Source organism: Pseudomaricurvus hydrocarbonicus, assembly GCF_011602365.1.
GTDB lineage: Bacteria > Pseudomonadota > Gammaproteobacteria > Pseudomonadales > Cellvibrionaceae > Pseudomaricurvus > Pseudomaricurvus hydrocarbonicus.
Map to the genome: position 1 here is coordinate 409,676 of NZ_JAAONZ010000003.1, position 21,967 is coordinate 431,642.

The window sequence follows — 21,967 nt, forward strand, 5'->3', positions numbered from 1 at the left end:
CCATGTGTTTTCTTTAGCCTTCGAGCCCCGATTGAGTTGGGCTCGGAGGCTTTTTGGGGGATGTGGCTCGATTGGAATGAGGTTGTGTCAATCCCATCTTTTCTATAAATTCTGGTCACAATATGCGGATTAACAGCCCCTGAAATTCATTCGTTATCACCAGAAGGTATGCTGCTTTTGGGCTCTGTGGCTGGCATCAGAAGGGTTTGCAGTGTAATTTGACAGGGTATGCTGTGGCGAATTAAGAATGCGGATAATAATTAACATCATTGGCGGAGAGGCGGTTTTGGGGTTGATTTGGGCGCTGTAATCGTAACGCAAAGTAGGAAACACAAGGAAACTCCGGATGAGTTGTAGATGGGGCAAGGCAGCAGGGAACTGTTTTGGTTTGAGGTCGGATACTGAACAACCGAATAAACGGCTACAGATTGTTGGATTGGTTACGACCTTGCTGCTGTCGAGCTTGCTGCACGCCCATGAAACACCGGTTTTGGAACAGTTAACCTTAAAGGACGGTCTGAGTCAGAGCACGGTGTTTTCAATTGCCCAGGATCATACCGGCTTTATGTGGTTTGGTGGCCGCAACGGCTTGAATCGATATGATGGCTACCATTTTCGTCCGTATTTCTCAAAAGATGGTTTGCCCAGCAATTTTATCTGGAGCCTGTTGCGCGACGGTGAAACGCTCTGGCTTGGAACTCAGGGGGCGGGCCTGATTCAGCGACAGCCCGGCGGAAAACTGGTTTCTCATTCTCAATCTGCAGCCTATGCGTTTACTTCGCCGCTGGCACCTGCTGAACCCGATGAGGTACGCCGAGATGCCGATCCTCTGCCGAAAGTGGTGGTGGACATTCAGCACAGCTTGAAGGGCGGATTGTGGCTGGCGACTCAGGACGCCGGACTGCAATACTATGATAAGCGTACGGAAACATTTACGTCCCACTCGCCAGAGCCGGATACCTCCGCCAGATCGGTGCTGGAAGACAGCGTGGGTAATGTTTGGTTGGGGACCGAGCAACAAGGGGTGTCTCGTTTTGATGTGAAAGCGGAAACCTGGACAACCTTTCGCAATGACCCTGATAACCCGGACAGTCTCTCCCACAATGGGGTCTGGGACGTGCTGGAAGACTCGAATTATCGCATATGGGTTGCCACCTTTGGTGGCGGCTTAAATCGACTGGACATTCGCACCGGCAAGTTCACTCATTATCGTTTTGACCCGGATGACCCACAGAGTTTGAGCAATGATTTTGTCTGGAAGTTGCTCGAAGACCGCAAAGGCCGTATTTGGGTTGGAACCAATGGTGGATTAAATCTATTGGATCCGGTCAACGGTACTTTTCAGCGTTTTTTGCCGGGGCAGGAAATCAAATCCATATTCGAAGATCGTTCCGGAATCCTTTGGGTGGGTACCTATTACGGTGGGGTGTTTAAGCTGGATGATAAGAGAAGTAAATTTCAGGTCATAGATAATCAGCCAGGCAACCCGAATACTATAGCGTCTGACACTGTTAACGGTGTTTACGAAGAAGAAGATGGAACACTGTGGGTGGTGGGTGATGGCGGTGGCCTGAATCGCATTGATCCCGACGATGGCGCTGTGACCCGCTACCAATACAACCCGAAGGACGACCGCAGTATCAGTAACAATCACCCCATGAATATTATGAGGTTGAACGACGGCGACTTTTTGCTGGGGACCTATTCCGGGGGTATGAATCGTTTTAACCCGGACAGCGGGGCCTTTACTCGTTTTCTTCCTGATCCGCTGCAGCCTGATAGTATCAGTGACGATACCGTCTTTGACATTTTACAGGATCAGCAGGGAAGAGTGTGGGTGGCGACCTGGCGCGGGGGGCTCAATCAGTATCATCCTCGTTCAGGCACGTTTACCCCCTACCGGCATGAGCCGGATAAGCCTGATTCTTTGGGGGATGATTATGTGCAAACGTTGTTGGAAGACTCTCAGGGGCGCCTCTGGCTGGGCACCGCCACTGCGGGGTTGAACCTGTTCTTACCGGAAGAGAAGCGCTTTGTACAATATGAACATAGTTCAGCCGATCCTGCCAGCATCAGTCACAATCACGTTTACAGCATGCTGGAGCGCAGCGATGGCAAGATTTGGGTGGGGACTGAGTCGGGTGGGTTGAATCTTTTTGATCCCGATGAGGGGAGTTTTACGCACTTTATCGATTCACGGGGGTACTTGCAGTCGGCGATTCTCGGCATCCTGGAAGCGGACGATGGTTTGCTGTGGATCAGTACCCGGGATGGTTTGCTGAGCTATAACCCGGAAAATAATTTTGCCCATCGCTATGATGAGGGTGACGGGGTTCAGTCAACCGAGTTCATTGCTGGCAGTCAGTTAAAAGGGCGAAACGGGGTTTTCTATTTTGGTGGGGTCAATGGCCTGAATTTTTTTCAGCCCGAGACGGTGGAGCACAACAGTTTTGTGCCGCCGGTCGTTATCACCGGGCTGGAAGTGATGCAGGCCCACAGTCATCGAGACATCGACTTGGAAGCGCGCAGCAGTGTGGTTCTTGGCTATGCAGACCAGCCGTTTACGATCCAGTTCGCCGCGCTCAACTATACCCGCACTAACCTGAATCGCTATCGCTATAAATTAGAGGGCGTGGACCGCAGCTGGTTAGCCGATAGTGCCAGCAATCAGGCGGTATATCATCGTGTCTCTCCGGGGACTTATACCTTCCATGTGCGGGGCTCGAATAATGACGGGGTTTGGAATGCCACTCCTGCGACGCTGACGATTGAAGTGTTACCACCCTGGTGGCTCAGCACGTGGGCCTACGCCGTGTATTTTAGCTTGGCGGGTATGTTGCTTCTGGTGTATTGGCGCTGGCAACAGAGAACCTTAAACGCCGAGCGTGAAAGGGATGTGGCGCAGAGATCGGAACTGGCAAAACAAGAATTTTTTGCAAAAATGAGCCACGAGTTAAGGACACCCCTCAGTGGCCTGTTGGGCATGGGAGAGTTGCTGGAGCGGACACATCTCGACAGCACCCAAAAACATTATGTTGAGTCACAGCTGAGAGCGGGCAATACCCTGCTTAATATTGTGAATGATATTTTGGAATTGTCAAAAATAGACGCTCACAAGCTTGAGCTGACACAAGCCCCGTTTAATTTAAAACACTTAATTGAAGATCTGGTTGAATTGTTCAGCGTTGAAGTCGAGCGCCGAAAAATTCACATTCACATCAATTACCCGGTCGGTGCGGTGGAGCTGTTTTTAGGTGATCCGATGCGGTTGCGACAGGTGTTGAGCAATCTTATCGGCAATGCGGTGAAATTTACCGATGAAGGTGCTATTTGGATTGATGTCATGGTAACGACACAGCAGCCGTTATCCGCAAAACTGGTGATACAGATAAAAGACAGCGGGGTCGGTATCGAAGAGCATAAATTGAATGCGGTTTTTGATCAGTTTTATCAGGTCAGCGAGCCTGCCCAAAACGCTTATCAAGGCACCGGCTTGGGATTGTCCATAGCCCGTCAACTGGTGGAGCTGATGGGCGGTGCGCTGGATATCGTTAGCCAGTATGGCGTGGGCACCACGGTTTCGCTCAAGCTGTCATTGCCGGTCGTCACCGATGGCAGTGCGGAGCCTGAAAAAACGGTTGCGCCGGAAGATTTTTATTGTCGGGCCCGAATTCTGATTGTTGAAGATAATGAAATTAATGCACAGGCGCTGATGTACCTGTTGGAGAGTTTTGGCTGCGAAGTAAAGGTCGTTACCGATGGCTTGCAGGCACTATCCTATCTTGAATTACACGATGTGGATTTGGTGTTTATGGATTGCCATCTCCCAAGGATGGATGGGATTACTGCCGCTAAGCGACTGCGCCAGGATGTTCGCTGGAAAGAACTGCCGATTGTGGCCCTCACCGCCAGCATCTCCCTAAAAGATAAAGCCGGTTGCCGAAACGTGGGGATAAACGCATATTTATTAAAGCCCCTGTTGACTGAAAAAGCCATCCAGGTGCTGATGAAATATTGCCATCACCGGTGTACCAAGGCCGTCGGTGCCAAGGCCGATCGACGCTGGGGTCGATCGCCTGGCTAGAGTCTGCCATCCCGGTTGCGATTAGGACATCTTTGCGGTTAATGATACATTATCGCCCTTCGACAGGGGGTAGCGCTGAAACATGTCTGACATTAACCGTCCTGAATGGTATTGCTCGCTGGTCAACCTGCGCAAAACCATCGGCACGCCCGACTTTTACAGGGCATTCTTCGCCACTGTCGAGCAGGTGGTAAGCTTCGATTACTCTGGCGTTTTTGTCTACAGTGATGACCATGTCGATTGTGTCCACTTGCAGGGCAACTCGGACAATTATCACAAATTTGTGGACCTCTACCTGGATGGTTTGTACCTGCTGGATCCGCATTACAGCATGTTGGCAAAAGGCGCCAGCAATGGGCTGTACCGTTTTCAGGATATTGCACCGGATTGCTATCATCAAACCGAGTATTACCAGCGATTTGTGAAGCCCGTTGGCATTACCGATGAGTTCGATTTCATCATCAAAATTGATGACTGCTATTATGATTTGTATATCGATAAGTTGACCGGCGTGTTTAACGCAGACGAAACCCACGTGCTGGAAACGATCACGCCTATCCTGCTGGATTTTGTTGAGGAACATGGTCTCAGGCAGGTTGAGTCAAACACACAGGCCGTGTCAGTCAGCAAGAGTAAATCCTACAGCAGCATCTTTGATTCCCTCGGAACATCCTTGCTGACTCAGCGCGAGCAGGATGTGTTTCAGTGCATCTTGCACGGCCACTCATCGAAATCCACCGCCAATAAACTCAATATTGCCTTGGGGACCGTCAAGATCCATCGCCGCAATATCTATAACAAACTGGATATATCGACCCAGTCTGAGCTCTTTTCCCTGTGCATCCAGTCACTGGCTATCCCACAGGTCAGTGGCGCTTCTGATCCACTGGCGGCTTTGCGAGAAAGCTATACCAGTCCGGTTTCCGACTGAGTTAACCTTAACACACCGGCCGGCGTCAAAACTGAAAACGCCACTCCAGCCTGGGGCAAGAGTGGCGCTGTGGGGCAATCTGGACGTTACCAGCGATTGTCGGGGTAGCTGCCCTACAGCTGGATAATCACCGATTTGGTTTCCAGATAGTGTTCCAGTTGCTCAGGTCCGAGGTCTTTGCCAATACCCGATTGCTTGTAACCGCCAAAGGGCATGGCCACATCAACCGCGTCGTGCGTATTCACAAACACCGTGCCGGCTTGCAGTTTACGCGTGACACGGTGAACTCTTGACACATCGCGGGTGAAGACTGAGGCTGCCAGACCGTAGACGTTATCGTTGGCCAGGGCAATGGCTTCCTCTTCTGTGTCGAAGGCTTGCATCACCAGCACGGGTCCGAAGATTTCTTCCTGCACAATGCGCATGTCATTGCGGGTATCGGCAAAGATCGTCGGGTTGATGTAATGCCCAGGGCGGGCAGGGCAGTCGCCTCCGCACACCAGTCGTGCGCCTTCTTGTTTGCCCAGTTCAACGTAATCCTTAATGCGTTGCAGTTGCAGCGCAGAAATTTGCGGCCCCTGTGTGGTGTCTGGATTGAGCGGGTCGCCCAGGACCACCTCTTGCAGGGATTGTGTCAGTGCGTCAAGCGTGGCCTGGTAAAGCTCTCGCTGTACGTAAAGCCGTGAACCCGCGGAGCAGACCTGGCCGGAATTAAAGAAAATACTCTGGTGGGTGGCGGCGACGATGTCCTCGATATGGGCATCTTCAAAGGCCACCATGGCCGATTTTCCACCCAGTTCCAATGTCACATGCGACAGGTTTTCCAGCGCGGCCTGCCCCACCTTTTTACCCACCGGGGTCGAACCGGTAAAGGAGACCTTCTGCACGTCCGGGTGGCTGACCAGGTGCTGACCGGCCAGGCTGCCGGTGCCGGTGACAATGTTGATCACACCCGCAGGCAGCCCTGCTTCATGCCAGATCTGCATCAGGTAGAGAATGCTCATGGGGGTGAGTTCTGCGGGCTTCAAGACGATGGTGCAACCGGTGACCAGCGGGGCAACGATTTTCCACAAGGACATGTTCAGCGGCCAGTTCCAGGGAACGATCGCGCCGACCACGCCCACCGGTTCTTTCAGCGTGTAGGCCATGGTGTCACCGGGAAGAGACAGGCTGCGGGTGGCGCCTTCAATTTTACTGGTCCAGCCAGCCATATACCGAATTAACTCGATCGACGTGCCAACATCCACCACCTGACAACCACTGATGGCTTTGCCGGCATCAATGGATTCCAGCTCCGCCAGAGTTTGCGCGTGGGCTTCCATGACGTCGGCCAGTTTCAGCAGCAGTGATTGTCGTTCCATGGGCGTCAGGCCGGACCAGGCCTCGCTGTGAAAGGCGCGGTTGGCGGCGGCGACCGCCAGGTCAACGTCGTGACAGGTGGCGCTGGGCACGGTCATCAGGTGAGCCCCGTTGGAGGGATCTTCGACGCTGAGCAGGCCGCCATCGGAGGCATCGACGAACTGGCCATCAATGAACATTGGCTGGTGTCCGGCGGCGAGAAATTCCCGAGCCTGGGGTGTGACGCAATAGTGGTCCAGCATGGTTTGAATCGTGGAATCCATAAGGGTTACCCTCGTCTGTGTGGTTATCTGCTCAATCGTGCCCGCCCTCGTTGATGTGATTGTCTTGCTTTAATGCTGTGTGAGGCTGTGGCTATGAGAGATGAGTGCTGTGGTCAGGAAAGATCCTGCGCTCAGGGCCATCGGGTGAGGCTTTGAGCGCAGGGCGTTTGGGTGCATGAATTCTAAGTTCGTTTACTCATAAGCTAAGCTAACTTAACGTACGTTATTGATCGGTCGATAAGTGTTCGTAGGCGGTGGGCAGGGTGACCATCGCTTTTGTTAACCATGACCAGCCAAGATACAACAGGAAGGTGATGGCAAAGGTAGGAATGGTGGCCCCCAGAGGGGAAACCAAACCGTGAGTCAGCAACATCGATACGCCAATGCCAATGGCCCAGATGATGATGGCCGGGTAGTGAATGCCGTTTTGATACCAGTATTTCCCGCCTCGATCGAGCAGGATGTCGTGGTCATAGACACGTTTATGAACGAGGTAATAATCCACAATCATGATGGCAAACACCGGCACAAACAACGAGCCGACCAGCGTCAGAAAGGAGGTGAACTGATCCAGCATCGCCAGCCAGCTGGAACCAATCAGTGATACGGTCCCCAACACCAGGGCCGCCGGCAGAAAGCGCACTTTATTGCCCGGCAATATGCCCACCACCGAGGACACCATGCCATACACCACCATGGTGTTGGTGGCCATGACCGATAAAAAGATCACAATGGCCAGAGGGGCACCAAACGCCGACACGATCATGGTGGGATCGAAGCTGCGGGCTTCTTCGCCGCTCAGCACCACGTAGGCGATGGCGGTGGCGCCCAGCCCCATGGACATAATGGTTGAGGTGAGGTAGCCCACTCCGGAACCGACCACTCCGGCCTTTTGAGATTTGGCAAGGCGGTTCATCTCGGCCGACAGCACCGTCCAGGAAATCACCGTAGCAATGACCACATCCAGCACGGAGACGCCATTCCAACCCAGCGACTTATCAACCGGCAGGTTGATAAAAGCGCTGGGGGAGAAGGTGGTGAAGGCCGTGTAAAAGATGTAGAGCATGATGAGGAAAATCACCAGTCCCAGCCAGGGCTCAATTTTCTCAATGCCTTTATGGCCAAAGATGGCCAGACACACCACCAGAAACTGACACATCACCGAGAACAAAATGGGGTTGGAATAACCGGTGAACCCTTCCACGAGGTAGTTCACGGTGACGCCAGCCAGCATGGCCTGCACCCAACACCAGCCCATCAGAATGACGACGTTGGCGGCTGTGGTCAACAGCGAGCCGCGCAGCCCAAAAGCGCCTTTGGTCAACGACATGGTGGACAGCCCGGTGCGGGTGCCCATGTTGCCGACCAGCACCAGCACCACCCCGCCGACGATCGAGCCCAGTACAATCAGGCCTATGGCCAGTGGCCAGGAGACGCCCGGGACAAACAGGGTGCCGGTCAACAGGGTGGTGACCACCAGGTTGGCGGCCAGCCATATCATGCCGATACGGCCGGTGGACAAGGTGCCTTTGATGGGGCCGTGATCTTCATCACCGCCCAACTGGTCAGACAGGCGACTCAACCATGAGCCGCCATCTTTTCCAGTGTTGGACTTGGGTACAGTTTGCATACTTTAGTCTTCAGTGGATGAGTGACGATCAGAAATTGTACTTGTAGTCTATACCGTAAGTTCGTGGTGCACCGCGGAAGAAGAACAGACCGTTCCAATCGGCTTCCAGGTTAACGGAGTAGACTGCGTAATCCTCATCGGTCAGGTTTTTCACATACACGCCAAAGGAGTGTTTCTCATCCTGCAGGGCGACGTTGAGGCGTACGTTGTGGATGGTATAGCCTTCCTGAGCCAAACGTTTCTCGTTAAACGGTTCGAAGAACTGCTCGGAGATGTAGCTGGCGTCGTAGTGCAGTTGTACCCAGGTGCCATCGCCTTCGTACAGATCGTAATCGGCCGACAGGTTCAGGTTTACTTCCGGAGAAGAGGGCAGGGTGTTGCCAGACAGGTCGGCACCGGCGTAGCTGAGCTCGGTGTACTCGGCATCCAGCAGGCCGACACCGGCATTGACGGTCAGGCGCTCGGTCAACTGTGTGGTCAGCTGCAGTTCGAGGCCCTGGATTTCGGATTCACCCGCGTTCAGCAGACGCTGTAAACCGGCATCGAAAATCAGGAATTGCTGGTTTTCGTAGGTGTAGTGGAACACCGCACCGTTGAGGCGAGTGCTGCCGCCAAACAACGTGGACTTAAAGCCGAACTCCCAGGCTTCCAGTTCTTCCGGGTCTACCTGAGTGAATTCGTCGGGAATAAACGCAAAGCCGTTAAACGCGCTGCCGCGGTAACCGGTGCTGTAAGAACCGTACAGCATAATGTCGTCGGTGACGAACCAGTCGAGTCCGAGTTTGCCGGACCAGTTGGTGTCATCCACTTTGTCGTTCACACCGTCGAGACCGAGGCTGCCCTGGGCGGGGCCGTCCTGGGTTTTGGCAAAGCTGTCTTGCGCTTCGCCGTACCAGGAGGTGTAGTCTTCAATTTCAATGCTGTCGCGGGTGTAGCGCACACCGGCGGTCAGGGTCAGGGCGTTGGTCAGTTGATAGGTGCTGTTGAAATAGGCTGCCTGGGTATCGCGAGTCTGCTCGTAACTGTTGGCGTAGTAGCAGCCCAGGAAAAAGGTATCTTCACAGGCGTTGGCCAGCGGCTGGGTGTCATCGCCGTAGTCTGCCAGCCAGCGGTAGCGGGTTTCGCCGTCGGTGGTGTCAGTGGCGTAGTAGAGACCCGCAATAAAGTTAAAATTACCGGCGTAGTTGGAGGTTATGCGCAGGTCTTGAGTGAACTGCTTGGTCTCCGCGTAAAAATCATCTTCCAGCAGATGGTATGGGCTGCCATCGGCGTCTTCGGGTACGAAGTACTCACCCTTGTCAAACGAGGTGATGGAGGTAAAGGTGTAGCTGTCGCTGTGATAGTTGAGCGTCAGGCTGGTGCCCTGCAGATCAAACTCTTTTTCTTCAACCCGGTTGGATTCGGTTTCCTGAAAGTCCAGGTCGCCGCGGCCGTAGCCGGTGTGACCGAGACCGACACCACCGTTCGCGACACCCTGATCGGCTTCGACCATCAGAATGCTGGTGTGATTGGCGCGGGTACGGCTTTTGTGCAATTTGAGCAGTGCGTCGACCGAGTCGGTTTCATACAGGAAGGACAGGCGCACAGCGCTTTCACCAATTTGGCTGGCATCGTCGGCACCGGGCAGTTTGTTTTCCACGTAGCCGTCGTTTTCGGTGGTGGTGAACGCCAGGCGCATGCCCAGGGTTTCACTCAGTTCGGTATCGAAAGCACCGGCCACGTTGTAGGCGCCGTAGTTACCCAGACCCAGATTCAGGTAGCCGCTGGTGCCGTCCATTTGGGGTTTGGTGGTGATGAGATTCACGGCACCACCAGTGGCGTTTTTGCCGTAGAGTGTGCCCTGTGGGCCCAGCAGCATTTCTACGCGCTCCAGGTCAAACAGTTGGACACCGGAAGAGAGCGGTGTGGCTCCCATATACACTTCATCCACATACAGGGCGACAGCGCCGGTACCATTAGGGCTGTAATCGGATTGAGTGACGCCGCGCATCCCCAACACCAGTTGAGCGTCGCCATTACTGCCTAACATTTGCACATTAGGGGCTTGAGACGCGATTTCCTGAGTGTTGCGAAATTTAAAATTGCCCAGCGAGTCCTGGCCCAGTGCCGTGACTGAAATGGGGACTTCCTGCAAACTTTCAGATTGCTTCTGCGCCGTGATGACAATTTCTTCTAGCATCAATTGTTCGGCAAACGCGGGCAAGGACATACCGGAGGCAGCCAGAAGCAGGCCTGCGGTGGATGAAATCTTTTTCATGGTGTAGCTCCCATATTGTTGTGTTCTTGTCTGTCCGACGGCCACAGCCGTCAGGCAGCAATAATAATTTCAGGAACGGTTATCTAAGCATGGTGGCCATTTTCGTTATATAGACCTATGGGACTATACAATTTAATTAACGGGCTAAAATGCACCATTACGGTTCCTTGCGGGTTGTCAGGATTGGCGTGTGCACTGTATGGCAACAGCTCGAACGGGTGAGCCATCGCAACCGCTTAAGTTCAGCGGCAGCAAGGAGATGAGCGGGTTGTCAAAGTCGATTGCCCGGAAGTTGCACAGGTTTTCGGCGATCAGTCCGCCCCGGGCTGCAAATAACGTGTGGACGGGGAATTCAGTCCCACCGGTTTTATCCAGATTGATGGTGTCAATGGCGACGGTCTTTATACCCAGCTGCAACAGATAGATGGCGCCTTGCTCGGATAAAAACGGGTGTTCAAAAAAGGCCTCGGTACCGATGTGTTGGTCCCAATCGGTGCGGAAGAGAACAATATCAACGCGAGAGATTTGTTCGGCAAAAGGCTCAATATCGATCACCTCAATGGCTTCCATGCTGTTTTTATGGGTCACATCAATGACCAGGCCGTTGCCAAAACACTGTGACAATGCGACCTGGTCTACCGTTCCGCCGTCATTGTTGAAGTGATAGGGCGCGTCCACGTGGGAGCCGGACTGTGAGCCAATATTGACGTTAAACAAGTTGTAGCCGTCTTGTTCCAGGGTGGTGGCGACACTGAAGTGTGGTTCCGGATCCCCGGGATAAATGGGGGTCGAGGCATTCAGGGGCAGAGAGAGGTCGACGAACTTTTGGAATGTCAGCATGCTGTGGATCCTGTTGGTGATACGACTGAAAGCATCAGTGGTATGGCGCATAGCGGCGGCCGGAGGCAGTCCGGCCTTGGTGGGGGATGTTAAAAGATTGTCGGGCCGGGTTTATATAGGCTTAAAGGACTATAGAACCCAAAAGCCAGGGCTAGCCGTGTGCCCGCAATGGGAAAGGCTTGCGTGACTCGGTTCAGGATTCAGGATTCAGGATCCAGGGGACAGGGGACAGGGGACAGGGGACAGGGGACAGGGGACAGGGGACAGGGGACAGTTTAGAGGATACAGGTTACAGGAGGGGGGAATGGGCGGTGTTAAAAAGGGTGGGTTACCCCCTGCGGGGTAACCCAGGTGCTGAGGGCTTGGGTTAGAAGCGGTAGGTGCCCTGAACGGCGTAGGTGCGCAGCAAGTCGAGCTGGGCAAAACCGTTACCGGGGACCAGCGGTTGGTCATTGCTGTTGCCGCTGGTGAATTCGTCGGTGAGGTTACGTCCCAGCAGCGCCACATCCCACTGGCCATCGGCGGCGCCAATAGCCAATCGCAGGTCGTGTTTGGTGTAGGAGTCCACCATGGCAATGCGGGGGTCCAGGTCGCCGGCATTGAAGTACTCATCGGAATAGTTGATGTTCCAGGTGGCCCGGAATTCCAGGGTGTCGCCAAGGGGCAGGTGGTAGTCAAGGTTGAGGTTGGCGGCGTACTCGGGTGAGAACAGGTTGGGATCGCCGCTGGCATCGCGGCCATTGGTGGCACAACCGACGGGGTCGGCGACCGATTGCACCGCCCAGCAGGGGGCATTCTCGAAATCGGTGTACTCCGCTTTCAGGTAGCTGCCGGCGAAACCGACGGTGAGGTTGTCGGTGGCTTGCCAGCGCAGGTCGACTTCCAGGCCGCGGGATTCAATTTCGGCCGCATTCTGTACAAAGAAGGCAGTGGCGCCGTCAAAAATACTGACCTGATAGTCCTCGACGGTGGTCTGGAAGACGGTGGCGTTCAGCGTCATGGCACCGTCCAGCAGGGTGCTCTTCACGCCCAGTTCAATGTTGAGGGCCTCTTCTTCCTCGTATTCAAAGAACGGGTTGTCGTTTTCGCGCAGGAAGCGGGCGTCGAAACCACCGCCCTTGACCCCGGTGGACACGGTGGCAAAAACCATCACGTCCGGGGTCAGGTCGTGCTCCAGGTTGATCGACCAGGAGACAAATTCCTCATCCCGCTCGCGGCCGCGAATGTCGTGCTCGTAGGTACCCAGCAGGCCCTGCCAGAGACCGGCATCGAGCGCGCCTGCCACACCCGGGAAGGCGGCTTCAAAGGCGTCGTAATCGGCGGCGGTATCACCCACCACCAGCCCGCCGCCAAAGTCCCAGCCACCGGTAAAGGATTTCTCCAGCACGTGGGAGGCCTCTTTGGATTCTTCCGAATAGCGCAGGCCCACGGTCATGCGGGTCAGTTCGGTGAAGTTCCAGGTGCCGGAGCCAAAGATGGCCCACTGGTCCTGATCCTGTGTCATGCGGTAGGCGCGGGACACATTCGGGGCGCCAGCCAGGGCTGCGCCAAACTGCTCAATGGAGCTGTATTCCAGATCAGACTGGTGATAATAGGCCCCCAGGATATAGTCCAGCGTCTCGCCACCCGGTGAGGTGAGGCGGATTTCCTGGCTCCACTGCTCGTAATCTTCCGCGGCGTCGACTTCGATCAAGGGCAGGGCGGAAAAGTCGCAGTCACACACATCCTGGTATTCGTACTGGGCATAGCCGGTGATGGCGGTGAGGGTATGATCCCCCAGGATCCACTCGACGGTGAAGGTGCCCAGGTCCATTTCGTTATCGCTGAATTCGTCGCCTTCGGGAAAGCCAGGCACACCCTCAAAGGAAGGCACTACTTGCCCCAACAGTGCTCCGCCATCGTTGATCACGGCCCGTTCATCGTCATAGCGTTCGATACCATTGCCGCCGGTGGCGGCGGCCACCAGTAACTGATTGAGGCCACTGATTTGCTGAGCGCCGGGGGTCAGCGCATCGAACACCGCCAGCTGGACGGGCTTGCCGTCGGCGTTAAATTCACCGGTTTCCCATTTGCCGGTGAGCATGATGTTGTCGGTCAGGTCAAATGCAAGCTGGCCGCGCAGGCTGTAATCGTCGCGGGTGACTTCGTCCTCACCGGTCATGACGTTGTCAAAATAGCCGTCGGTTTCATAGGCGCGGTAGGCCAGACGGCCGCGCAAGCTGTCGGTCAGGCCGCCGGAAACCACACCGGTGTATTCCAGTTCGCTGTTCTCTCCCACCAGTACCGAGATGGACGCTTCGAATTCCTCGGTGGGTTTGGCGGTGATGGCGTGTATGGCGCCACCGATGGTGTTCTTGCCGAATAAAATACTTTGTGGCCCACGCAGCACTTCGACCCGTTCGAGGTCCATGAACGGTGCCCGGGCCAGTTGATGGCGTCCCATGTAAATGCCGTCGTGGAAGGTCGATACCGACAGTTCAATCCCCTGGTTGGTGCCGGGTGTGCCAATGCCGCGGATAAACACGAAGTTGCCAATGGGGGTTTCGGAAATGGTGACGGCTGGCATGTTGGCGGCGAAATCGATGGCGTTGGTGACGCCCAGGTCTTTAATACTTTCCCCGTCCATGGCAATCATGGAGATGGGGACGTCCTGCAGGCTTTCCGCCCGCTTGGTGGCGGTGACCACCACTTCTTCCAGGGTGGCAGCGTAGCTAAAAGAGGCGCTGGCCGCGCAGGCAATGGCAAGACTCAGGGCGCGAAATCGGAAGTTATTATTGTGTGATTTCATAAGTTGGCTCCATGGTGTTTATTAAAGTTATGGCAGAGCAAGGTGTTACTTGGTTCTATTATTTTGAGTGGTTATGTCTGGGGTGCCGTTCCGAAAGCGTTGTTTCCGGAAGTCGTGCTGTGTTTGTATGGCTCCGTGAATGTGTTCGTTAAAATCTTCTGCTCATAGTGTGGCAAAGGTTTGCCGGGTTTGGTGATGTTTAACTGATGTTGTTGTTAAAGAGTTCAGTTTTCAGCGGCGCTCTCTGGGCTCCGCAGCTCGCAGTGCCTCACTGTAATATTGCACATATTCTAAAAGTCGGCTTGATAAATTGAGACGTCTGTATGATATTTGAGGACACGAGCTCAGACATACATCCTATAAAAATCATAAAAGGGAGCGGGCCAAATGGGATATTACTCTCGGTCATCGGTACTGACAGGCTTTGAGGCAGTGGTTGCCGGGCTTGGCGGCAATCCGGTGAGCTTACTCAATGCGGTGGGTATTCATCCGCAACAACTGCACAACCCGGAAGAATTCATTGGCGACCAGCTTATTTTGCAGGTGCTGGAAAATTCTGCGGCACAGTGCCGGTGCCCGAGTTTTGGCCTGGAGTTGGCACGCCGGCAGGGATTGGCGTCGCTGGGTTTGATCGGCGTTTACATCATGCGCCAGGCCTCAATTGAGAAGGCGCTGGTGGTGGTGACGCAATACGCCTACACCCAGTGCGGGGGCCTGAACTTGCACCTTGATCGAATCAATCACGACCGCTGTTGTTTGTCGATGTCGCGCTGCGAAAGCGATTACCGGCACAACCCGCAGAAGGTGCAGTTGTGTCTGGCGCTGTTGCACCGCTGTCTGCGGGAGTTGATTGGGCCCTCCTGGCAGTTGCAGTCGGTAGAGGTTACCCAGTGCCTGGATGCCCCGTTGCAGGAGCGTTTTGAGCGCTTTTTTGGCTGTTCGGTCGTGGGGAGCGGGCAGCGCAATGCCATCCAGTTTCCGCCACAATTTTTGCAGTGTCGTCCCCGCCAGCAGCTGGAGATGATTGATCAGGTGTTGGGACATCAGATCTCGACCCATTTGGCGGTGACTCGATCAGAGGACATACTGGTAGCCCTGGAGCGGGCGATTCGAACCCTGCTGCCGACCGGTGATTGCAGCCTGGAGGCGGCCGCTTTGAGCCTGAATCTGCATCCGAAAAAATTGCAGCGCGAGTTACGCCGGGCTGATACCAGTTATCGTGCTCTGTTGGAGAGTGTGCGCAAGCAGGAGGCGACGAAGGAGTTGCAGCGCGGTGACATGAGTATCAGTCACCTGGCGCTGCATTTAGGTTATGCGGAGTTCTCAGTGTTCAGCCGCCAGTTCAAACAATGGTATGGCGTTGCGCCTACCCGTTGGCGGCCGGGTCCGACCTTGGCGACCGGAGCCGGTGGCCATTTGGGTCAATAGCAGCCCGAGTGAGTAGGCAGCCTGGGTTAATGGCAACCTGGGTCAATTGCAAACACAGCGATTGACCCCGTCAAACAGATTCGGGCGTTTACTTGGAGGCCTTGGCGTCCGGGTCCGCCACCACGCCCTCTTTGATCAGTTCATCGCGCCAGTCGTGGCTGCGCTGAATGATGTACTGGTGAATCTTTTCAACCTGTGGCAGTTCCAAAATGCCGGCAAAAGGCGGCATGCCCTTGTTGGCGCGCATGCCGTACACAATGGGCAGAAATTGCTCGTGCACCTCAGGCGTTAGATAGCGCAAATCCGGAATAATGTTGGCGCTGAGCGCTGCCAGGCCGTGACAGACGCCGCAGTGCTCTTGATACAGCTGCTTGCCCTCGGCCAGGGTCGCAGCGTCGGCGGTGACCGGCGGTGGCGTCGGCAGCGTCAGTTCCCGGCGCTTGACGGGGGGCATGGGAGCCTTGCCGTTGAGTTTAAACACATACAGGCGTGAGTCTGGCACCACGCCAGTGCGGTAGGCCAGGGCGCCAAAGGTGATCGGGAAAGCCCCGCCCCAACCGACGTTGAAAGCAACATATTGTTCACCGTCCACGGAGTAGGTGATAGGGCCGGCGACCACACCGCTGGAGACTTCCTGTTGCCAGAGTTTGTCACCGGTGTCCGCCGCATAGGCTGCGACTCGACCTTCAGCTAACCCCTGAAAAACCAGGTTGCCGGCGGTGGACAGGGTGCCGCTGTTATGGATGTGTTGGTAGGGCACTTTCCAGCGGGCTTCCTGCTTGATGGGGTCCCAGGCAATCAGGCTGCCACGATAAACGGTGGCCAGTTCCTCGATGCCTTTGAGGGTTTCCGGTACCGATGGAATCACCAGACCCAGGTTGGGCACTCCGGCCTGGGGGGGCACGGCCTCTTTCAGCGGGTTGTACTCTTCCATCGTGACCTGCTGGGGAATGTAGACCAGACCGGTTTGCGGGTTGTAGCTCATGGGCGGCCAGTTGTGCGCACCCTGAGAGCCGGGAAAGATGATCGAGGGTCCGTCTTTGGTCCAGTAGTCGGCCACTTCGTGGTCGATGACGGGGCGGCCAGTTTCCGGGTCAATGCTTTTGGCCCAGGTGGCCACACCGAATTTCTCCGCAGAGATGAATTCACCGGTGGCGGCATCCAGAACGTAAAAGAAGCCGTTCTTGGGGGCCTGCATCACGACGCGACGGGGTTTGCCGTCAATTTCCAGGGTGGTGACGATGATGTGCTGGGTGGCGGTGTAATCCCAGGCATCGCCCGGGGTGGTCTGGTAGTGCCAGACATACTCGCCGGTGTCGGGCTTGATGGCGACGATGGAGGACAGGAACAGGTTGTCCCCTTTGGCCTCGGAGCGCAGCTTGTAGTTCCACAGGGAGCCGTTGCCGACGCCAATGTAGAGCAGGTCGAGGTCTGCGTCATAGGCCATGGAATCCCACACGGTGCCGCCACCGCCCTGTTTCCAGTATTGATCGCCGTACCAGGTTTTGCGGATCTGGGTGATGGTCTCGGTTTCGTCGCCCTTGGCGGGGTCGCCGGGAACGGTAAAGAAGCGCCAGGCCTGTTTGCCGGTGTCGGCGTCGTAGGCGGTGATGTAGCCGCGGACCCCAAACTCGGCACCGCCATTACCAATGATGACCTTGCCTTTGGCAATGCGCGGTGCACCGGAAATGGTGTAGTTGCGGTCTTTGTCGATGATGGTGTTCGCGGACCAGACCAGCTTGCCGGTGTTGGCGTCCAGCGCTTCCAGTCGACCATCGTAGACACCGACATAGACCTTGTCTTTCCAGACGGCGACACCGCGGTTGGCGGCATCGCAGCAGCCACGGCCCTGAATGCCGCGCCAGACTTTGGGGTCGTAGCGCCACAGTTCTTCACCGGTCTTGGCGTCCAGCGCGAACACCATGCTGTAGGCGCCGGTGGTGTACATCACACCGTCGACCACCACCGGGGTGGCTTCGACCACTCGGTCCAGGTCGTACTTGTAGCTCCAGGCCAGTCCGAGCTCATCGACGTTATCGTCGTTGATCTGCTTTAATGGTGAGAAGCGTTCCTCGCCGTAGTTGCGACCGTGTGCCATCCAGTTGCCCGGTTCCTGATCGGCCGCCAGCAGGCGTTCCGGCGTCACGGGTGCGGCCCAAAGCGGGGTTGACAGGCAGGACAGTAACAATGCTGGCAAGCAGCTTGTGAGAATGGTTTTCATTTGATCTCTCTCGCTGAGACTATTTTATTCTATATTATGCTTTATGTTATAGAACCTGACTTCATAGTCTAGGCGATGAGAACGGTGGTAACTGTCATCAAGCTGACAAACTAATTACTCAATTGTGGGTAAACTGCCCAGCTTGCCCGATGTGTTGTCAGTTATTGACACCCGCAGTCGGTGATCTTGACAGCACCGCTGGCCCCGTCACAGGAGAGTTTCATCTATGAATCAGTCGTTGAACTTCGATAATATAACGATCCCCCAGGAATTTACCGACACCTTTGCCGAGCAAAAGGCGTACTTTCGGGAGCACCGCAACCCCTCTTATCAGGAGCGGGTGGCTGACCTGAAAGCCCTGCACCGTATGCTGGTGGAAAACCGTGAGGCCCTGATCGAGGCGGTGAACAACGATTATGGCTGTCGCTCGCGGTTTGAGACCATTTTCACCGAGTTGCTGCTCAACCAGGAAGGTATTCTGGATACCATTAAGCACCTGAAAAAGTGGATGAAACCCCAGAAACGCTCGCTGGACCCCACCCAGTACCCACTGGCCAAAGCCCGGGTGATTCCCCAGCCGCTGGGTGTGGTGGGCATTGTGGTGCCCTGGAATTTCCCCATTTCCATGGCGTTTGCCCCCCTGTCCGGTATTTTTGCGGCGGGTAACACGGCCATGATCAAAATGTCGGAAAATTCCAACCACCTGGCGCGGCTGTTTAAAGAGCTGGCCCCGCGCTATTTTGCCGCTGGCAAGCTGACTTTCTTTGAAGACGGTAATGGACGCGGTCCGGCGTTTACCAAGCTGCCCTTTGATCATCTGTTCTTTACCGGCTCGCCGGCGACGGCCAAGTCGGTGATGGCCAACTGTGCCCACAACCTGACCCCGGTGACCCTGGAGCTGGGCGGTAAATCGCCCGCCGTCGTCGACGCCAATTACAATCTGACCAAAGCGGCCGAGCGTATCATGTGGGTGAAAATGCTCAATGCTGGCCAGATCTGTACCAATGTGGACTATCTGTTCCTGCCCGAAGGCAAGGAAGAGGCGTTTGTCGAAGAAGCCCGACGTATCTGTAACGCTCGCTACCCCGACATCAACAACGGCGACTACACCGCGGTGATTGATCAGCGCTCTTACGACCGTCTGCAGGAAACCCTGGAAGACGCGCGCTCCAAGGGTGCACGCATCATCAACTTGTTTGAAGGTCAGCAGCCCGATGCCAGCCGCCGTATTTTCCCGCCACATGTGGTACTGGGTGCTACCGACGATATGCTGGTGATGCAGCGCGAAGTCTTCGGCCCGCTGTTGCCGGTGAAAACCTACCGCGACCGCTCGCAGGTGGTGGACTACATCGATGCGGGTCATCGTCCGTTGGCGTTCTACGTTTACACCGACGACAAGAAACTGGCCGATTGGTACATCGACAACACCATGTCCGGTGGCGTCACGGTTAACGATGGCCTGATTCACGCCGGGGTGCACAGTCTGCCATTTGGGGGTGTGGGTAACAGTGGCATGGGCCACTATCACGGCTACGAGGGTTTCACCACCTTCTCCAAGATGCGGCCGGTGTTCTACCAGGGCCCCATTCGCGCCCTTAACATGTTGATGCCTCCTTATGCTGGCAAGCCCACCAAATTGCTGAACATGATGCTGAAGATGAAAAGCTGAGGCCTAAACCGTTATATATTCAGTCTCGTTAATATATGCAGATCGAAGCACGGAGCGTGTGATGCAGCGAATGTTTAAGCAAATCTTACAAGGACCGCTTACCCTGGGGCTGCTGGCAGCAGCTCTGTTGGGTTGTTCGGCAAGTCCGACAGCGACTGTCGCCTCACCGGCATCGACGGCTCAAGCGCCGGTGATGCCGGTGGAGCAGGAGCCGCGTCACACCATTGTGTTTGAAAACGATCAGCTGCGGGTGTATGACGTCAACCTGCAGCCGGGAGAAGAAACCGCTTTTCACGAGCATCGCAACGATCTGTTAACGGTGGTGTTGATCGCCTCAAAGGTGGCCAACCAAACCCTGGGCCAGGCGGAGAAAATTGATCAGGCGCCTTCGGGTGTGCTGGTTTACAGCCCTTATCAAACCCAGGGGCCGTTTCGTCACCGGGTTATGGCGTCCCAGGGTCAACCCTTCCATGTGTTGGGTATTGGCCTGAAAGGCGACAATCACGGTGCCGCTGAGGTGTTGCTGGGGCGACCCGATGAGCCGAGTTTTCGCTTTCCACAAGGCCAGGTGCAACGCCTGACTTTGGCGCCGGGGGCGATGGCCCAGGTGCAGGGGTTGATGATCGCGTTGGATGCAGGTCGGTTGAGCTCCAGTACTTCAAGCCTTAGCCCCGGACATCTGTGGTGGCAGGAACCGGGCTCGCTCCGCAATCAGGGTGATGCGCCCATACGGTTACTGCAGCTGCAATTGGATCGTGAGTGATTGCCAGGCTCTGTTAACCCAGGGGGTAAGCAGAGCTTGGTTGCAGGCATAAAGTTTGTCGCCGTGCCTTTATCAATTCGCTGCCGCCAATCATGTTTTGTGTCAGCTCCGAGCGCTTTCATCAACACGGTCAAGCTGGACTTAACCGCTGCCGGTCAGGCCCCGATCGCCCACAATACCTGGTTTCAGTTCAGTTCAGTTCAGTTCTGTGAGGGGAGCCGTGCCATGCGCGCTGAGTGCGGCTTTGGGGCAGCCCGTTGCCAGGTTGCGGTCTCCGCCCTGAAAGTCTCCAGTCATGTTAATATGCCGTCAGTGGATGATTCGGCGAGCTTTAAAACCTGCTGTAATTAAAACCCCCGGTTAATTTCTTATCGCGCATGATCCCTTGTATGGTCTCGTTGGGGGCGGCCGCTGCCCGTCGATCCCCAGCCGTGAAACCGTTCATCACTGGCTTCTGTTGCCACTCTAATTTAAAGCGTTAGGCTCATACAATGTCCGACCCCTTGCCACACACGACTGGCTCTATCTTTCGCAAGCCCAATGTCATGCCTTACTTCCTGGCAATTTGTATGTCGACACTGGCCGGTTGGATTGCCCGGTTCTTACTGGGTTGGCTGGCCTGGGATTTGACCCACTCGGCGATGTGGGTGGGGGTGACCAGTGCGTTGTTGCTGGCGCCCGCGTTTGTCTTGTCGCCTTTTTTCGGGGTGATGGCGGATCGCATCAATCCGCGCAATGGCCTGGTGATGACGTTACTGGGGCAAATGGCGGTGGGTGGCTTGGCGGTCTGCGCGCTAGTGACCGGTGGCTTTTCGCTGGTTTGGCTGCTGGGGTTGGCGGTGTTGTTTGGCACGATATCTGCCGCCAATACGCCGCTGCGGTTTTCCCTGGTGCCGCAATTGGTGGCACGGGATGATTTGCACAAGGTCATTGCCACTACCGCTGTCATTTTCAACACCTCCCGCATCGTCGGGCCGGCTTTGGGCGGGACGTTAATTGTTCATGCCTCGGTGATGATGGCGTTTGTGCTGGTTTCGATCTTGTTTTTAGGCGCGGTGTTGTCCATGTCCCGACTCACCCGTTTGCGACCCCAGAGGCGGGCAGAGGGCAGTGGTGTACTCACCCAATTGGGCGAAGGTTTGCGCTTTACCCTGTCACATATGGACATTCGGATGGTGCTGATGCTGACCCTGGTGAATGCCTTGCTGGGGCGCACCGTGTTGGAAATGTTGCCGGCCTTATCGGGAAAGTTGCTGGATGGGCAGGCCACGACCCTGGCGATGTTAACGATGTCGGCGGGCATCGGTTCTATCCTCAGCGGCCTTTTGTTGGCTCGGGTGAAAGGGGGAGAGCACACCATGCTGCGTTTGCTGTTTTTCAGTTTGATGAGTGCGGCAGTGGTGTTGTCGGGGTTCTACTGGGCTCGCAGTCTGGTGCCGGTGATGGCGGTGATTTTTTATCTCAGCCTGGCGACGACCATGAGCGGTACCTGCAGTCAGGCGATTTTACAGCTGCTGGTGGCGGATGAGTTCCGGGGGCGAGTCATGAGCCTGTGGGCGGTGTTTTCGATGGGCGCGCCGGCGCTGGGCAGCCTGTTGATGGGGCTGGTGGTTGAGTGGGTGGGCTTTGTGCCGGGCTTGCTTGGGTTCGCCGGGATGGCGTTGCTGATGACCTTGGGGTTGTGGCGAGTAAAGCGCCAGCAGACCCAGGCTGCGCTTCTGTGAACATGCTCCA

At 55.5% G+C, this 21,967-nt stretch carries 12 protein-coding genes; 6 read left to right on the top strand and 6 right to left on the bottom strand.

The features are described 5' to 3' along the window. Positions 1-346: 346 nt before the first annotated feature. Together G8770_RS06340 and G8770_RS06345 are read left to right on the top strand one after the other, a co-directional pair. Complete coding sequence (locus tag G8770_RS06340; protein ID WP_167183409.1) at positions 347-4,084, top strand: hybrid sensor histidine kinase/response regulator; 3,738 nt, start codon at positions 347-349, stop codon at positions 4,082-4,084. An 82-nt stretch (positions 4,085-4,166) separates the two neighbouring features. Continuing rightward, positions 4,167-5,015, top strand: coding sequence for a helix-turn-helix transcriptional regulator (locus G8770_RS06345; protein ID WP_167183412.1), 849 nt, complete (start codon positions 4,167-4,169; stop codon positions 5,013-5,015). Positions 5,016-5,128: 113 nt separating this feature from the next. Here G8770_RS06345 and G8770_RS06350 read toward each other — a convergent pair whose 3' ends face one another. From G8770_RS06350 to G8770_RS06370, 5 genes are all read right to left on the bottom strand, one after another. Then, the gene (locus tag G8770_RS06350) at positions 5,129-6,637 is read right to left on the bottom strand and encodes an aldehyde dehydrogenase family protein (RefSeq protein WP_167183415.1); all 1,509 of its coding nucleotides are present in this window, start codon (positions 6,635-6,637) and stop codon (positions 5,129-5,131) included. Between the two features lie 223 nt (positions 6,638-6,860). Beyond that, positions 6,861-8,267, bottom strand: a complete 1,407-nt coding sequence (locus G8770_RS06355) for a purine-cytosine permease family protein (protein ID WP_167183418.1) — start codon at positions 8,265-8,267, stop codon at positions 6,861-6,863. Positions 8,268-8,295: 28 nt separating this feature from the next. Next, a complete protein-coding gene (locus G8770_RS06360; protein ID WP_167183421.1) occupies positions 8,296-10,524 on the bottom strand; it encodes a TonB-dependent receptor in 2,229 nt (742 codons plus the stop codon). 177 nt (positions 10,525-10,701) lie between these two features. After that, positions 10,702-11,364: a cyclase family protein gene (locus G8770_RS06365; RefSeq protein ID WP_167183424.1), complete on the bottom strand. Its 663-nt coding sequence runs from the start codon at positions 11,362-11,364 to the stop codon at positions 10,702-10,704. A 367-nt stretch (positions 11,365-11,731) separates the two neighbouring features. Next, the gene (locus tag G8770_RS06370; RefSeq protein WP_167183427.1) at positions 11,732-14,152 is read right to left on the bottom strand and encodes a TonB-dependent receptor; all 2,421 of its coding nucleotides are present in this window, start codon (positions 14,150-14,152) and stop codon (positions 11,732-11,734) included. A gap of 387 nt (positions 14,153-14,539) precedes the next feature. Between G8770_RS06370 and G8770_RS06375 the strand changes: the two genes are divergently transcribed. Beyond that, positions 14,540-15,580, top strand: a complete 1,041-nt coding sequence (locus G8770_RS06375) for an AraC family transcriptional regulator (RefSeq protein ID WP_167183430.1) — start codon at positions 14,540-14,542, stop codon at positions 15,578-15,580. 88 nt (positions 15,581-15,668) lie between these two features. Here the strand turns inward: G8770_RS06375 and G8770_RS06380 are convergent, their stop codons facing one another. Further along, positions 15,669-17,801 (bottom strand): PQQ-dependent dehydrogenase, methanol/ethanol family, encoded by a 2,133-nt coding sequence (locus G8770_RS06380; RefSeq protein WP_167183434.1) that lies wholly within the window; start codon positions 17,799-17,801, stop codon positions 15,669-15,671. Between the two features lie 226 nt (positions 17,802-18,027). On the opposite strand from G8770_RS06380, the gene G8770_RS06385 reads away from it, so the two are divergent. The 3 genes from G8770_RS06385 to G8770_RS06395 all read left to right on the top strand — a co-directional run bounded on the left by G8770_RS06385 (position 18,028) and on the right by G8770_RS06395 (position 21,957). Then, positions 18,028-19,470 (top strand): coniferyl aldehyde dehydrogenase, encoded by a 1,443-nt coding sequence (locus G8770_RS06385; protein ID WP_167183437.1) that lies wholly within the window; start codon positions 18,028-18,030, stop codon positions 19,468-19,470. Between the two features lie 61 nt (positions 19,471-19,531). Next, positions 19,532-20,233, top strand: coding sequence for a hypothetical protein (locus G8770_RS06390; RefSeq protein ID WP_167183440.1), 702 nt, complete (start codon positions 19,532-19,534; stop codon positions 20,231-20,233). A gap of 491 nt (positions 20,234-20,724) precedes the next feature. Further along, positions 20,725-21,957, top strand: a complete 1,233-nt coding sequence (locus G8770_RS06395) for an MFS transporter (protein WP_167183443.1) — start codon at positions 20,725-20,727, stop codon at positions 21,955-21,957. Positions 21,958-21,967 lie beyond the last annotated feature (10 nt).

Excerpts from the sequence above, each read along its gene's own strand:
- G8770_RS06375 (WP_167183430.1), top strand. The coding sequence starts at position 14,540 with ATGGGATATTACTCTCGGTCATCGGTACTGACAGGCTTTGAGGCAGTG.
- G8770_RS06340 (WP_167183409.1), top strand. The coding sequence starts at position 347 with ATGAGTTGTAGATGGGGCAAGGCAGCAGGGAACTGTTTTGGTTTGAGG.
- G8770_RS06345 (WP_167183412.1), top strand. The coding sequence starts at position 4,167 with ATGTCTGACATTAACCGTCCTGAATGGTATTGCTCGCTGGTCAACCTG.
- G8770_RS06390 (WP_167183440.1), top strand. The coding sequence starts at position 19,532 with ATGCAGCGAATGTTTAAGCAAATCTTACAAGGACCGCTTACCCTGGGG.
- G8770_RS06350 (WP_167183415.1), bottom strand. The coding sequence starts at position 6,637 with ATGGATTCCACGATTCAAACCATGCTGGACCACTATTGCGTCACACCC.
- G8770_RS06370 (WP_167183427.1), bottom strand. The coding sequence starts at position 14,152 with ATGAAATCACACAATAATAACTTCCGATTTCGCGCCCTGAGTCTTGCC.
- G8770_RS06365 (WP_167183424.1), bottom strand. The coding sequence starts at position 11,364 with ATGCTGACATTCCAAAAGTTCGTCGACCTCTCTCTGCCCCTGAATGCC.
- G8770_RS06385 (WP_167183437.1), top strand. The coding sequence starts at position 18,028 with ATGAATCAGTCGTTGAACTTCGATAATATAACGATCCCCCAGGAATTT.
- G8770_RS06355 (WP_167183418.1), bottom strand. The coding sequence starts at position 8,267 with ATGCAAACTGTACCCAAGTCCAACACTGGAAAAGATGGCGGCTCATGG.
- G8770_RS06360 (WP_167183421.1), bottom strand. The coding sequence starts at position 10,524 with ATGAAAAAGATTTCATCCACCGCAGGCCTGCTTCTGGCTGCCTCCGGT.
- G8770_RS06380 (WP_167183434.1), bottom strand. The coding sequence starts at position 17,801 with ATGAAAACCATTCTCACAAGCTGCTTGCCAGCATTGTTACTGTCCTGC.
- G8770_RS06395 (WP_167183443.1), top strand. The coding sequence starts at position 20,725 with ATGTCCGACCCCTTGCCACACACGACTGGCTCTATCTTTCGCAAGCCC.